Origin of the sequence: Saccharothrix violaceirubra, assembly GCF_014203755.1 — a bacterium.
Taxonomy (GTDB): Bacteria; Actinomycetota; Actinomycetes; order Mycobacteriales; family Pseudonocardiaceae; genus Actinosynnema; species Actinosynnema violaceirubrum.
Genome location: NZ_JACHJS010000001.1, coordinates 3,308,010 through 3,321,869, shown reverse-complemented (window position 1 = coordinate 3,321,869; position 13,860 = coordinate 3,308,010). Strand labels below are relative to the sequence as shown.

Here is a 13,860-nt window from a genome sequence, read left to right as displayed (position 1 = left end):
CGACGAACGACCGGACGGCGAGGGGCGACCCCGCGGCTCACCGGTTCGGCTCGCGGTCGTACAGCTTCCTGGCCCACAGGCAGCCGCCGACGGTGATGACGGCGCACCACCCCGTGGACAGGAGCGCGCTGTCGCCGATCGGGGTGCCCGTCAGCAGTCCGCGCAGGGTCTCGATGAAGGGGGTGAACGGTTGGTGGTCGGCGAACCACCGCAGCCAGGCCGGCATCGAGTCGGTGGGGACGAGTCCGCTGCCGATCATCGGCAGGAGCATCAGCGGCATCGGCAGGTTGCTCGCGGTGGCGACGGTCTTGGCCACCATGGCGAGTGCGACGCACAACCACGTCACCGCGAACGTGATCATCACGAGGATGCCGGCCGCGGCGAGCCAGTCGCCGGGATCGGCGGTCGGTTCGAATCCCACCAGCAGCGCGACACCGATGACGACGGCGATGCTGAACATGGTCTGGATCAGGCTGCCCAGCACGTGACCGGTGAGCACCGAGATCCGGGCGATGGCCATCGTGCGGAACCGCGCGACGATGCCCTCGGTCATGTCGAGCGCGACGGCGATCGCCGTGCCCTGGGCCGCGGTGGCCACCGTCATCAGGATGATTCCGGGCACGACGTAGTCCACGTAGGTGCCCGGGCCGTCAAGGCCGCGGCCGAGTGCGCCGCCGAGGACGTGGACGAACAGCAGCAGGAAGACCACCGGGACACCGGCGGCGGTCAGGACGAGCGTCGGGTAGCGCACCAGGTGCCGCAACTGGCGGCGCAGCATGGTCGCCGAGTCGACGAACGCGGCGGAGACACTGCCGGGAACGGTGGTCATCGGGCTTTCTCCTGTTCGGCGACCGGGTTGCCGGTCAGAGCGAGGAAGACGTCGTCGAGATCCGGGGCGTGGACCCGGAGTTCGTCCACGGCGAGGTGCTCGCGGTCGAGCCGGTCCAGCACCTCGCGCAGCGATCGGACGTCGCCCCGGCCGGCGATGCGCAGCGTGCGCTCCTCGTCGTCGCGGCTCACCACGTCGAGCGTCCTGGCCGCGTGGTCGTAGCCACGCGCGTCGGCGAACCGCAGTGCGATGTGACCGCCGCCGACCTGCCGCTTGAGTTCCGCCGCGGTGCCCTGGGCGACCAGCCTGCCCTCGTGCAACACCGCGAGCCGGTCCGCGAGCCGGTCGGCCTCCTCCAGGTACTGGGTGGTGAGGAAGATCGTCACGCCGTCGGCGGCCACCAGCTCGCGGATGATCTCCCACATGGTCCGCCTGCTGCGCGGGTCCAGTCCGGTGGTCGGCTCGTCGAGGAAGATCACCCGGGGCCGGCCGACGAGCGTCATCGCGAGGTCCAGGCGGCGGCGCATGCCACCGGAATACGTGATCGCGGGGTTCCCGGCCGCTCGCACCAGGTCGAACCGCCGCAACAGTTCCGCGCAGCGTCGCCGCCGCTCCGGGCGCGGCAGTCGGAGGAGATCGGCCATCAGCAGCAGGTTCTCCTCGCCGGTGAGCAGGCCGTCCACCGCCGAGAACTGCCCGGTGACGCCGATCGCGGCCCGGACCGCGTCCGGCTCCCGGACCACGTCGTGGCCGGCCACGCGCATCTCCCCCGCGTCGGCGCGGATGAGCGTGGACAGGATCCGCACCAGCGTGGTCTTGCCGGCGCCGTTCGGGCCGAGCAACGCGAAGATCGATCCAGCGGGGATGTCGAGGTCGATGCCGCCCAGCACGACGTGATCGCCGTACGCCTTGCGTACGGCGTTCATCGCGAGCGCGGATCGACCGGAAGTTGCGGTCATGAGGATTCCGCTTCCGTGAAGAGGTTCCGAAAGTCGCGCGTCGGATCGGGCCCACTCGCACCGATGACCTTCGCGACACAGCGAAATTTACGTTGCATACACGAACTCGTCAATCGAGCACTCGGCAATAAAGACTGTAAACGCAGGTAGAAAGAGCAATATTGTTGCGTGACCTCTGCCGACTAATGCAACGGCGACAGCGTTGCACTACGCTGGCGCCGACGTCGACGGATAAGGACAGCGATGCCCGGGGACAGACTCACCCTGCCGGACCGGCGGCAGATCGCCGCCGGGCTACGGGACGGGTTGACCTACGCCGCCATCGGCCGCCGGATCGAGCGGCCGACCTCGACCGTCACGCGCGAGGTGATGCGCAACGGCGGGCCGGGCGGCTACGACGCCGAATCGGCCCACCGGACCGGCACACGACCGGCACGCAGGCGCAGGCCGGCTCCGACGACCGGCGATCCCGGCCGGACGGATCCGCGACTCCTGGACGAGGTGGACGCGCGGAGCACGGAACTGATGGTCCAGGCGGGACTTCCGCACATGATGGCGAGGGTGCTGGCCGCGCTGTTCACCACCGACAGCGGCAGCCTCACCTCGGCCGAACTCGTGCGGCGCCTGCGCGTCAGTCCCGCCTCGGTCTCCAAAGCGGTCGGCTATCTGGAGAACCAGGCTCTCATCAGGCGCGACCGCGATCCGCGCAGCCGCGCGGAGAGCTACGTCATCGACGACGACGTCCTGTTCCAGTCGATCATGGCCGGCGCGCGCAACCAGACCCGGATCGCGCTCGCCTGCGGGACCGCGGCGGAGAAGCTCGGCACCACCACCCCGGCCGGTGCACGGCTGGAGAACCTGAGCAAATTCCTCCTCCACGTCGTCGACGACATGGTCCGCTCGGTCCACCATTGGCACCGGGTCTACTCGACCATTCCCGAGGACGGCGACCGGGGAACAGCTCGGTGACGTTTCGCGCCAGGTGAAGCCGAGGTCGGACCAGGCGCTGAAACCGGTAGCGGCCCACCAGTGGCTCTCGTGGCTGTTCCCGTCGGCGCCGCGTGTGGTGACCCTGAACTCCTGGCCGTCGGGACTCCACGTCGCCGAAGGGGAAGCGGCCCGGTCCCCGCCCGGTGAGAACCAGTTCGAGTCGGAGATCACGGACTCCACGCGCCACCCTGCCGACACGTCGGGGAGGGCGGCGATCCGACCGACAGGTGACCGATTCGCGGGCTTTGGTCCGCTCGAAGCCGGACGCCACCCGGTGGATCAACTCGTCCGGAGCCCGGAAGCCCCGGGAACCGACCGGACGCCGACGGCATCGACGGTCGTGTCCGCGGGCAGGAGTTCCGCGACGAGGCCCTCGACCCGCGCCTTGATCTCGTCGCGGATCGGACGGACCGCCTCGACGCCTTGGCCCGCCGGGTCGTCGAGCTTCCAGTCCAGGTAGCGCTTGCCGGGGAACACCGGACAGGCGTCGCCGCAGCCCATGGTCACGCACACGTCCGACTCCCGGACCGCCTCGTAGGTCAGGATCTTCGGGGACTGGGCGGAGATGTCGACGCCGACCTCGCGCATCGCCTCGACCACGGCCGGGTTGACCTGGTCGGCGGGGGCGGACCCGGCGGACCGGACCTCGACGCGGTCGCCGGCGAGCAGGGTCAGCCACGCGGCCGCCATCTGCGAACGGCCGGCGTTGTGCACGCAGACGAACAGGACGGACGGGCGCGGTGTCATGGGTTCTCCTTCACGGGCCGCCCGACGGGCCAGGGGTCCGGGGCGACGGGGTACAGGACGCGGAGCAGGAGGATCGCCGCCGCCGCCGCGACCAGTTGCGCGGCGACGTAGGCCGGCACCGAGGCGGGGGCGATCCCGGCGAAGCTGTCGCTGAACGCGCGGCCGATCGTGACGGCCGGGTTGGCGAAGGCGGTCGAACTGGTGAACCAGTAGGCGGCGCCGATGTAGGCGCCGACGGCGGCGGGGACCCGGGTGGCGCGTCCGGTGCGGGTCAGAGAGAAGATCACCAGCAGCAGGCCCAGGGTGGCGACGACCTCGGAGGCGGCGTGCGGCCACGTGGCCCGGTCGGTGGTGGCGACGCTGACCGGTGCGGCGTCGAACAGCACGTTCGCCACGATCGCACCCGTGACGCAGCCGGCGATCTGCACCGGGACGTACAGGGCGACGTGCCGCCACGGCAGCCCGCCGAAGGCCGCGTCCACGATGGACACGACAGGGTTGAGGTGCGCGCCGCTCACCGGTCCGAAGACGAGGATCAGGGCGTAGAGGCCGGCGGCCGTGGCGGCGGCGTTCTCCAGCAGTTGCAGGCCCACGTCGTCGGGCGAGAGGCGTCGGGCGGCGATGCCGGAACCGATCACCAGGGCGGCGAGCAGCAGGCTGCCGAGGAACTCGGCCACGAGCGGTCGGGACAGGGGCCGCATCGCGACTCCACTTCTGTGCACGGTGATCAAGAGTCGTGGACCGCCGGTACGAGCCGGTCGACGCGGTCGGCGAGATCGTGGTAAGCGGCGTCGAAGGCGGCCTCGGTGCCGACGGCCGCCGGGTCGGGCACCGACCAGTGCAGCCGGTCGGCGGGGTCGAGTTCCTCGTGGGCGTTGTCGCACACCGCGACCACCAGGTCGTCGGGGCGCATCACCCGGTCGACGTGGTGGGGACGGGCACGGGCCAGCGACAGGCCGTGCGCCTTAGCGGTCGCGACCGCGAGCGGGTGGACCTCGCCGGCGGGGCGGGTGCCCGCGGACGCGGCGGGCACCTCGCTGCGCGCGGCCCACAACGCCGACGCGAGCTGCGAGCGTGCCGAGTTCCGGCTGCACACGAACACCACGCGTCGTGCGTGCCGCACGCCCGACGGCACGAGCCCGGACAACGCCGCGGTCCGCAACCGCAGGTAGGACCGCCGCGCATCGCCCTCCGACCGCGACCGTCCGACCACACCGGCCTGTTCCAGCAGCTTCACGTGGTGTGCCAGCAGGTTGCTCGCCAGTCCCAGTTCGCGCCCGATCTCGCCCGGCGAGGCGTCGCCCAGCAGCAGGCGGTCCACGATCGCCAGCCGGGCGGGTTCGCCCAGTGCGGCGTGCAGCCGCGCCCGCGCGGTCAGCTCCGAAGACCAGTCAGCATCCATTGAGTCAATGATCGTTGAGGTATACCGTCCGGGTCAAGTGGCGGGACCGGGAACCGCGCACCCACAGCCGCGCGAAGGCGTGGACGTCCGGGTACCGCGGTCCGGAACGACCCCGCACGACGACCTCAGCCGGGCACGACCACCGTTCCCCTGGCCCGCGTCACGACCAACGGCGGGTCGAGGACGTCGGCGGCCGACGGACCGCGTTCGGGCGCCGACCGGCACACCACGCGGGCCTCGAAGGCCAGCTCGCGCGAGCGGGTGCCGACGCGGACGAGCGTGGCCGTGGCCTCGACCACGTCGCCCGCCCGCAGCGGCGCGGTGAACTCGACCGACGAGTACCCGGCGAACAGCCCCTCGTCGCCGTCGGTGCGGATGAGCAGTTCGGTGGCCACATCGCCGAACAGGCCGAGGCTGTAGGCGCCGTCGACGAGGTCGCCGCCGTAGTGGGCGTGCGCGTGCGGGACGTACCGGCGGTGGGTGACCTCGAATCCCGGTTTCACGCGGACTCCTTCCGGGCGTGGACGGCGTGCACGAGGTAACTGGCGACCTCGCCGGGCGTGGTGCCGCGGCCGAACACCCGGTCCACGCCCAACTCGTCGGCCATCAGCGGGTCGAACCGGGGGCCGCCCGCGACCAGCAGCGGTCGCCGGGCACCGAGCGCCTCGCGGAACGCGGCGGCCAGCTCGCGGGTGTTGAGCAGGTGCGCGTCACGTTGGGTCACGACCTGGGAGACGAGCACGGCGTCGGCTTTCTCCGCACGGGCGCGGCGCACCAGCTCGGGCACGGACACCTGGGCGCCGAGGTTGACCACGCGCAGTTCGCGGTAGTACTCCAGCCCCTTCTCCCCCGCGAAGCCCTTGATGTTGAGGATCGCGTCGATGCCCACGGTGTGCGCGTCCGTGCCGATGCAGCCGCCCACGACCACGAGTTTGCGGCGCAGCACGCGTTTCACCGCCGCGTTGACCTCGGCCGGGGACAGCAGCGGGTACTCGCGTTCGACGACGCGGACGTCCGCCAGGTCGATCACGTGCCGCACCGGGCCGTAGACGACGAAGAACGTGAATCCGTCGCCGATGCCGTGCGAGTGCACCACGGTCGCCGGGTCGATGCCCATGCGTTCGGCGAGCAGCCGGGCGGCGCCGTCGGCTTTCGGACCGGGCGGGACGGGCAGCGTGAACGACGTCTGCACCATGCCGTCGCCGGTGGTGTCGCCGTAGGGGCGGACGTGGCGGGTCATCGCGCCTCCAAAGCCGCGGCGGCCGGGTTGAGGTAGTCGTCGGCCTTGGCGATCACGCCGTCGGCGCCCTTGCCGCCGTCGGGTGGGCGGCGCATCAGACCGAACGTGCCGTCGGCGATCGCGGCGAGCAGGCCGTCGTCCACGATGCGGCCGAGCAGGTCGACGGCCTCGCCCAGCACCTGGTGGGCGCGTTTGACGATCAGGCCGTCGGGCGCGGGCCGGAAGTCCTCGGCCAGGCCGCCCGCCGCGTCGAGCACGTAGCGCACGTTGGCCAGGGCGAGGTCGCGGTCGGACAGGAACGGCGTGGCCACGGCCTCGGTCATCATGCCGACCAGCAGGATGGACTGGCCGGTGAGCACGCCCGCGAGGTTGAAGAACCCGTCGAGCAGTTGCCCTTGGAACACGTTGCCGGTCATGTGCCGGGTGGGCGGCATCCACTTGAGCGGCGCGTCCGGGAACAGCTCGCGGGCGAGCAGGGCGTGGGCGAGTTCGAGGCGGAAGCTGTCGGGCACCTTCGGGTCGATCTCGAACGCGTGGCCCAGGCCCAGCAGGGGGTCGGGCAGCCCGGCCTCCTGCGCGAAGTGCTCGTTGAGCAACTGCGACACGGTCACGGTGTGCGCGGCGTCCACGGCGTCGGCGGTGGTGAGGTAGTTGTCCTCACCGGTGTTGATCACGATGCCGGCGCGGGCGTGCACCTGGCGGGAGAACCGCTGGTCGACGAACGTGCGCACCGGGTTGATGTCGCGGAACAGGATCCCGTACATGGAGTCGTTGAGCATCATGTCCAGGCGCTCCAGGCCGCCCAGCACGGCGATCTCGGGCATGCACAGGCCCGACGCGTAGTTGGTGAGCCGGACGTAGCGGCCGACCTCCTTGGACACGTCGTCCAGCGCGGCGCGCATGATCCGGAAGTTCTCCTGCGTGGCGTAGGTGCCCGCGAACCCGTGATGGGTGGCGCCTTCGGGCACGTAGTCGAGCAGGGACTGGCCGGTCGACCGGATCACCGCGATCACGTCGGCGCCCGCGCGGGCGGCGTTGGCTGCCTGGACCACGTCCTCGTCGATGTCGCCGGTCGCGACGATCAGGTAGAGCCACGGTCGGCAAGGCGGGTCGCCCAGGCGCGCGACGAGCCGGTCCCGGGTGGCGCGGTTGCGGTCGATCGCGCGCAGGCCCCGGTTGACGGCGGTCGTGGCGGCACGGGCCGCACGGGTCCGTTCGGCGCCTTTCGGCAGCGTGTAGCGGATCTGGCCGGCGGCGGTGGCCTCGGCCAGGTCGGTCAGCGTGGCCAGGCCGTGCGTGCGCAACGCGTGGAACACCGGCAGGACGACGCCGTGCTCGAGGCCGCAGTGCGCGCGCACGGTGTCGACGACGCGGTTGACCCATGGCACGTCGCCGGCCGGGTGCCCGGTGTCGGCACCGGTGATCCCGGCCAGGCGCAGGGTGGCGCGCTCGACCGCGACCGTGGTGTGGCCCCGGGCCAGCGCCACCACCGGCGCGGCGGCCCGTGCGGCCAGCCGGCGGGCGGTGGCGACCACCCCGGGATCGAGGTCGAGCAGCGCCATGGGTCACTCCCCTCTCACGTGGCCGCCCACAGGGTGCGGCCGTCCAGGACGGTGCGCAGGCACTTCGGCGCGGGGCCGGCGAGCGCGGGCAGCGGCGCCACACCCGAGCGCGGATCGGTGGACCAGCGCTGTACGCGGGCGTCGGGTGCGGCGACCTCCAACTCCCCCGCCTCCCACACCGCGTAGGTGGCGGACGCGCCGGGCCGCAGGGTGCCGGTGAGTCCGTCGTCGACGCCGGCCGCGCGCCAGCCGCCCCTGGTGTGCGCGGTGAACGCGGCCCGCGCGGAGATGCCGTGGCCCTCGGTGCGGTGGTGGACGGCGGCGCGGATCGTGGCCCACGGGTCGACCGGGGTGACCGGGGCGTCGGAGCCGAACGCGAGGATCAGCCCGGCGGCGGCCAGGCGCGAGAACGGGTTGAGCGCGGTGCCGCGGTCGACGCCGAGCCGCTGCGCGTACATGCCGTCCGGGCCGCCCCACTCGTGGTCGAACAGGGGCTGGACGGACGCGACGACGCCGTAGGACGCAAGCGTCGCGGCCTGCCCGGCGGTGATCATCTCCAGGTGTTCGAGGCGGTGCCGGCGGGCGGCGAGCGCGGGCGTGCCGACCTTGGCGGCGGCCCGTTCGAACCCGGTGACGACCTCGGCGACGGCCGCGTCGCCGATGACGTGGAACCCGGCCTGGAGGCCGGCCTCCGTGCACGCGACCAGGTGGTCGGCGATGGTGTCGGCGTCGAGGTAGCGGGCGCCTGACGTGGCCGGGTCGTCGGCGTAGGGCGCACACAACGCGGCGGTGCGCGAGCCCAACGCACCGTCCACGAACAGGTCGCCCGCGTACCCGGCCACGGGCAGCGCGATGCGGGCGCGGTCGCCCCAGTAGCCGGTGACGCGCGGGCCGTCGGTGATCGCGAGCAGGTCGGCGAGGTCGGCCACGCTGGAGATCTCCGGGCCGGCGCACTCGTGGACGGCGGCCACGCCCCGGGACAGGGCGTGGTCGAGGAAGGCGCGTTGCGCGGCACGGCGTTGGTCGACCGGGATGGCGTCCTTGGCCACCGCACGGGCGTAGTGGTGCGCGGCGCGGGTCAGCGGGCCGTCCTCGGACCACCCGTCGGCGGTGCGGGCGCCGGGCGCGCGGTCGAGCAGCGCGGTGGAGGCCAGCGCCGAGTGCACGTCCACGCGGGACAGGTAGACGACCCGACCACCGGCGGCGGCGTCGAGTTCGGTGCGGGTGGGCACGCGGCCGGACCAGCGGGTCTCGTCCCAACCGTGCCCCCAGACCAGCGGGCCGTCGAACGTCCGCACGGCGTCGAGCAGGGCCTGCGGGGAGGGGCAGTCGGTGAGGTCGAGACCGGTCAGCAGCAGGCCCGCCGACGTGGCGTGCACGTGCGCGTCGACGAAGGCGGGTGCGACGAACGCGCCGTCGAGGTCGACGACCTCCGCGTCCGGGTGCAGGGCGCGGCCGACCGCGTCCTGCCCGACCCAGACGACGACGCCGTCCGTCACGGCCATCGCGGTGGCGTCGGGAGAGGCGGGGGTGTGAACGCGTCCGCCCACGAGCAAGGTAGTCACGGCTGTGGAGTCTGCCGGTGCTCGAACACCGCGCGCACGGCAGGTTCGGTCCGCACGATGTCGAGGGCGAATGCGGCGTGACCTGGGACGTAGCCGTTGCCGACGAGCATCTCCACGTCGGCGGCCAGTCCTTCGGCGCCCAGGGCGGCGGCGGTGAACGAGGTGGCCATGGAGAAGAACACGATCGTGCCGCCGTCGGCGGTGGCGAGGATGGCTCCGTGCTCGCAGCCCGGCACGTCGACGCAGACCACGGTGACGTCGGCGCCGGTTCCCGAGGGCGTGGCCGGTGCGGTTTCCGTCGGGTGCGCGGGTGTGCCGCCGGCCAGCGCCGCCACCACCGCCAGCGGGTCCCGGGCGTCGGCGGTCACCACCTCGTCGGCCAGGCCCGAGCGGCGGACGCGGTCCGCCTCGGCCTCGTGCGGGACGAGTCCGATCACCCGGGACGCACCGGCGCGGCGGGCGGCCACCAGCGACAACGTGCCGGACTTGCCGCCCGCACCGAGGACGAGCACGACCGGTCGGTCATGGCGGCGCACGACCCGGTCGGTGAGTGCGGGCGCACCGCACACGTCGAGCACGGCCAGGGCGAGCGCGTCGGGCAGGTCGTCGGGCAGCACGGCGGCGATCGAGCGGGCGAACAGGATCGCGGTGCCCCGGCACGGCACCTGCTCGGTGGTGCCGTCCCAGTCCATCCCGGTGATCGTCAGCGGCGTCAGGGTCAGGGACACGAGGGTGGCGACGCGGTCGCCGGGACGCAGCCCCAGCGGCGAGTCGGGCCCGACCTCCCGAACCGTGCCCAGCAGCATGCCGCCCGACCCGGTGACCGGGTTCTGCATCTTGCCGCGCGCGGCCACGATGTCGAGGACCGCGTCGCGGATCCCCGGACCGTGCGCCTCGCGCAGTTGCCGGAAGGACGCGGCGTCGAGGTTGAGGAGCCCGACGTCGACCAGTACCTCGTCCGGCCCGCACACGGGCGTGGGGTCCAGCCGGTCGGCCCGCTGCGGCAGGACACCGGGCGGTTCCAGGACGCGGTGCAGACCGTGGACAGACATGAAGGAAATCCTTCGGCCAGTTCGGGTGTGACCGGGATATCTTCACGCCGTTGGTACTGTTGGCGCAAGCATCGACCGGGTCGGACGTCGTGACAGGTACGGAACAATGACGCCGTGATCGACTACGACTACTGGTCGGCGAGCATGCCGTGCGACGAGGACCTGCTCCCCGCGCTCGGCCGGGTCGTGTGGGCCTCGCTGCGGTTGCACCACGCCGTGCGGGACGCGCTCAACGACGTCGAAGGCGCCCCTTCCGACGCGCCGTTCGACCTTCCGCTCGGACACGCCGTCGCCCGGCTGCGCGACGCCGCCGCGCGCGTGGCCGAACCCGCGCGCACGGATCTCCTCGAGTGGTGCGACGGTCCGGGCGCGCGGGCGGCGTCGAGCCGCGACGGCGTGCTCGGCTCGATCACCTTCACCGCACCCGACGGGCGCCAGGCCCTGGGCAGCCGCCTGCCGGGCAGGCCGACCCGCTACGGCCCGGCCGACCTGCTGCGCGTGGTGGGCGACCTGGTCTACGCCGACACCCAGCTCCCCCGCGGCCCCTACCCCCGGGCCGACCACCCGCTGGGCCCGTACCCGCCGCGCTAGTCCGTGCTCCGGGTGCGGGTACGCGCGGGGCGGTGCGCCCCCGGTGCGACAGCGGCATCGGGCCGCGCCGTCGAAGAACGAACCGCACCCGAATCGCGTACTAGGCCGACAGCACGCCCGCGAGCACCGTGACCACGACCTTCCGCACGGCCTCGGGCTCGGGCGAAGTGTCGTGCCGCTCGGTGAACAGCAACTGCGCCGCGCCGATCACCGTGGGCGCGAGCGCGTCGACGTCCGCGTCCGCCGCGAGCCGGCCGAGGTCGCGTTCGGCCGCCAAATAGCCGGCGACCATGGCCACGGCCTCGCCGACGAGCGGGAACCGGGCGGTGCCGGCCGCGCGCAGCCGGGTACGCACCTCGTCGCGTGCGACGACCAGCACCACGATCGCGATCATGACCCGGTCGAAGCTCTCCAGCAGCACGCTCGTCAGGTTGTCGACCACGGCACCGGCACCGACCTTCGCCCGCAACCGGCCGGCCCGCGCGTCGACGCGGGCGATGCGGTCGAGCACCAGCTCGACGAGGAACGCGTCGAAGTCGCCGAAGTGCCGGTGCAGGACCCCTTTCGCCACCCCGGCCTCGTCCGTGACCGCCCGGCTGGTCAGACCGGTGGCCCCGGCCCGCAGCAGGACCCGTTCGGCCGCGTCGAACAGCCGCTGACGCGGATCGCGCAGCGCCACACCGGTCGGCATCGCACCGTTCCCCTTAGAGTGGGCACATGCCCACTTCCCGCCGTGATCTCGCCGAGTCGTTCGGCGTCGACCCCGCACGATACGACCGGACCCGCGCCGCGTACCCGAGGGAGGTGATCGCGCGTGTCGTGTCCGCCGCGCCCGGCCCCGCCCTCGTCGACGTGGGCTGCGGCACGGGCATCGCGGCCCGGCAGTTCCTGGCCGCCGGACGCACGGTGCTCGGCGTCGAACCCGACACGCGCATGGCCGACTTCGCCCGGCGCACGGGCGTCGACGTCGAGGTGGCGACCTTCGAGGCGTGGGAGCCCGCCGGACGCCTGTTCGACGCCGTCGTCTCCGGCACGGCCTGGCACTGGGTCGACCCGGTCGCGGGCGCGGCGAAGGCGGCACGGGTCCTGCGTCCGGGAGGCGTGCTCGCCCCGTTCGGGCACGTGTACGAACTCCCGGCCCCGACGGCGCACGCCCTGGCCGACGCGTACCGACGGGTGGCGCCGGACTCGCCGATCGGGTTCGGCGACCGGTCGATCCTGGACGCCTACCAGGGGCTTTACACCAGGGCGGCGGACGGCGTCCGCGCGGCGGGCGGGTTCGACGAGCCCGTGGTGTGGCGGCACGACTGGGAGCGCACCTACAGCCGGGCCGAGCTGCTGGACCTGATCCCGACCTCCGGCGGACTGACGGGCCTGCCGCCCGGACACCTCGCCGAGGTGCTCGACGCCGTGGCCGCGACCGTGGGCGAGTCGGTCACGCTCCCCTACGCCACGTGGGGACTCACCGCGATCCGGGCCTGACGGGCGGCGGGTCGACGACCCGCCGACCGGGTCGTCAGGCGACCGTATTGGGCACGTTGCGATGCGGCCCGAAGTAGCCCACGTGCACCCGCCCCTGCTCGCGCGACGGGTGGAAGTACACCCGCGGCGCCAGGTTCCCGCCGCCCTCGGCGATCTTCAGGTGGGCCTCCATGAACAGGTGCCCGGACGGGTCGACCGAGGGGTCCACCTCGAAGATCCGCTTGGCCCGCAGCTTGTCGGTGTTCTTCACCGTCGCGCTCTCGGCCATGGCCAGCTTCTTCGACGTCGCCGTCCACGCGTACGGGTGCCCGGAGTTCACGCACCACGTCCAGAACGAGCCCGGCTCGCCGGCCGAGAGCGCCCGGCCGTAGGCGTGCAACGCGAGGAACCCGCGCAGGGACGTCTGCCCCCACGCCTTGGACTCCACCGCCGTGTCGATCGCCTCCAGGTCCACGCACGCCGAGTCCGGCAGCACGAGGTGGTCGGACAGGTACGCCTGCGCGAACAGGGCCGCGTCGCCCGCGGACTCGACCCCGTCGGGCGTGGGCGACTCGGCGAACGCGGCCATCGCGTCGGCATGATCACGCCACAGCAGGGGCTCGACCAGCGCGAGCTTGCGGCGCGCGTCGTCCCAGCGGTGCCGCAGGTCGACGTTCTCGCCCTGCAACGCCTCCAGCTCCTCGACGAGGTACGCGCGCTCGGCCACCATCTCGGCGGTATGCCGCTTGTGCTCGGCGATCTGCGTGCGCAGGTCCTCGTTGTCCTGCTCGAACAACGCCAGGTACTGGCGCGTCTCCTCGGACTCGTGCTCCCGGGCCGCTTCTCGTAACCGCGACACGACCGTGTCGTAGCCCGACAGCGCGCGTGCGGCGTAGTCGATCAGTCGTGACCGGCCCCGGTCCCACATCCCGCGGTTCAGCGTCGCCACCTGGCCTCCTGTCGATCAGGTCAGTTCCGGGCGGTTCGGCCGCCCGTCGTGGTCATCGGCGCGGACGTCCACTACGTCACCGTCGATCACGACACCGCCGGACGTCGGCGGCCGACCGTAGCGCTGGTTGAGCGTGATCGTGGCCGCGCGCCGCTCGGCGCCGCGGGCCAGTCGCCGGCTGACGAGCCGCCGGGTGGGCGGGAAGAGCAGGAACAGCCCGGCCAGGTCGCTGAGGAAGCCGGGCACGACGATCAGCAGGCCGGCCGCCGCGATCAGGACGCCGTCGGCGATCTCCTGGTGCGGCTCGCGCCGGCTGCGCAGCGCCTCGGTGAACGCCGCCATCGTGCGTGCCCCTTCACGGCGGATCAGCACCGAGCCGACGACACCCCCGAGCACGAGCAGGCCCAGGGTCGTGAGGAATCCCCACGCGCCGAACGCCCACACCAGGGTGGTCAGCTCGACGGCCAGGCCGATCAGCAACACGGCGAACACACGCATGACCGGCTCAACGAA

General features: G+C 72.8%; 16 protein-coding genes. 3 read left to right on the top strand and 13 right to left on the bottom strand.

Going from position 1 to position 13,860, the window contains the following annotated elements; all coding sequences use genetic code 11:
* Window positions 1-37 precede the first annotated feature (37 nt).
* The gene (locus tag F4559_RS15800; protein WP_184669525.1) at window positions 38-829 is read right to left on the bottom strand and encodes an ABC transporter permease; all 792 of its coding nucleotides are present in this window, start codon (window positions 827-829) and stop codon (window positions 38-40) included.
* Complete coding sequence (locus tag F4559_RS15795) at window positions 826-1,788, bottom strand: efflux ABC transporter ATPase subunit, DrrA-related (protein ID WP_184669523.1); 963 nt, start codon at window positions 1,786-1,788, stop codon at window positions 826-828. Before F4559_RS15795 ends, F4559_RS15800 begins: the two co-directional genes overlap by 4 nt.
* 243 nt (window positions 1,789-2,031) lie before the next feature.
* Between F4559_RS15795 and F4559_RS15790 the strand changes: the two genes are divergently transcribed.
* Window positions 2,032-2,757, top strand: a complete 726-nt coding sequence (locus tag F4559_RS15790; RefSeq protein WP_184669521.1) for a GbsR/MarR family transcriptional regulator — start codon at window positions 2,032-2,034, stop codon at window positions 2,755-2,757.
* Window positions 2,758-3,057: 300 nt separating this feature from the next.
* Here the strand turns inward: F4559_RS15790 and F4559_RS15785 are convergent, their stop codons facing one another.
* The 8 genes from F4559_RS15785 to kdd form a co-directional block, all read right to left on the bottom strand.
* Window positions 3,058-3,525 (bottom strand): arsenate reductase ArsC, encoded by a 468-nt coding sequence (locus F4559_RS15785; RefSeq protein ID WP_184669519.1) that lies wholly within the window; start codon window positions 3,523-3,525, stop codon window positions 3,058-3,060.
* Window positions 3,522-4,226, bottom strand: a complete 705-nt coding sequence (locus F4559_RS15780; protein ID WP_184669517.1) for an aquaporin — start codon at window positions 4,224-4,226, stop codon at window positions 3,522-3,524. Before F4559_RS15780 ends, F4559_RS15785 begins: the two co-directional genes overlap by 4 nt.
* Before the next feature lie 26 nt (window positions 4,227-4,252).
* Window positions 4,253-4,927, bottom strand: coding sequence for an arsenate reductase/protein-tyrosine-phosphatase family protein (locus F4559_RS15775; protein WP_184669515.1), 675 nt, complete (start codon window positions 4,925-4,927; stop codon window positions 4,253-4,255).
* Between the two features lie 125 nt (window positions 4,928-5,052).
* Window positions 5,053-5,430, bottom strand: a complete 378-nt coding sequence (kal, locus tag F4559_RS15770; protein WP_184669513.1) for a 3-aminobutyryl-CoA ammonia lyase — start codon at window positions 5,428-5,430, stop codon at window positions 5,053-5,055.
* Window positions 5,427-6,167, bottom strand: coding sequence for a lysine 5,6-aminomutase subunit beta (gene kamE / locus F4559_RS15765; RefSeq protein WP_184669511.1), 741 nt, complete (start codon window positions 6,165-6,167; stop codon window positions 5,427-5,429). Before kamE ends, kal begins: the two co-directional genes overlap by 4 nt.
* Entirely contained in the window at window positions 6,164-7,729 is a 1,566-nt protein-coding gene (kamD, locus tag F4559_RS15760) for a lysine 5,6-aminomutase subunit alpha (protein WP_184669509.1), read from the bottom strand. Before kamD ends, kamE begins: the two co-directional genes overlap by 4 nt.
* Window positions 7,730-7,743: 14 nt before the next feature.
* Window positions 7,744-9,234: an amidohydrolase gene (locus F4559_RS15755; protein WP_184675836.1), complete on the bottom strand. Its 1,491-nt coding sequence runs from the start codon at window positions 9,232-9,234 to the stop codon at window positions 7,744-7,746.
* Between the two features lie 56 nt (window positions 9,235-9,290).
* On the bottom strand, window positions 9,291-10,346 hold the full coding sequence (kdd, locus tag F4559_RS15750) for an L-erythro-3,5-diaminohexanoate dehydrogenase (RefSeq protein WP_184669508.1): 1,056 nt from the start codon (window positions 10,344-10,346) through the stop codon (window positions 9,291-9,293).
* Between the two features lie 114 nt (window positions 10,347-10,460).
* Here kdd and F4559_RS15745 point away from each other — a divergent pair, with 114 nt between their 5' ends.
* Window positions 10,461-10,937, top strand: coding sequence for a hypothetical protein (locus F4559_RS15745; protein ID WP_184669507.1), 477 nt, complete (start codon window positions 10,461-10,463; stop codon window positions 10,935-10,937).
* Window positions 10,938-11,037: 100 nt separating this feature from the next.
* Here F4559_RS15745 and F4559_RS15740 read toward each other — a convergent pair whose 3' ends face one another.
* A complete protein-coding gene (locus F4559_RS15740) occupies window positions 11,038-11,628 on the bottom strand; it encodes a TetR/AcrR family transcriptional regulator (protein ID WP_184669506.1) in 591 nt (196 codons plus the stop codon).
* A 26-nt stretch (window positions 11,629-11,654) separates the two neighbouring features.
* On the opposite strand from F4559_RS15740, the gene F4559_RS15735 reads away from it, so the two are divergent.
* Window positions 11,655-12,419 carry a class I SAM-dependent methyltransferase gene (locus F4559_RS15735; protein ID WP_184669505.1) on the top strand — a complete coding sequence of 255 codons (765 nt, stop codon included), beginning with the start codon at window positions 11,655-11,657 and terminating at the stop codon, window positions 12,417-12,419.
* A 34-nt stretch (window positions 12,420-12,453) separates the two neighbouring features.
* On the opposite strand, the gene F4559_RS15730 is transcribed toward F4559_RS15735, so the two are convergent.
* Window positions 12,454-13,347, bottom strand: a complete 894-nt coding sequence (locus F4559_RS15730) for a hypothetical protein (RefSeq protein WP_184669504.1) — start codon at window positions 13,345-13,347, stop codon at window positions 12,454-12,456.
* 15 nt (window positions 13,348-13,362) lie between these two features.
* On the bottom strand, window positions 13,363-13,845 hold the full coding sequence (locus tag F4559_RS15725) for an FxsA family protein (RefSeq protein WP_184669503.1): 483 nt from the start codon (window positions 13,843-13,845) through the stop codon (window positions 13,363-13,365).
* Window positions 13,846-13,860: the final 15 nt, after the last annotated feature.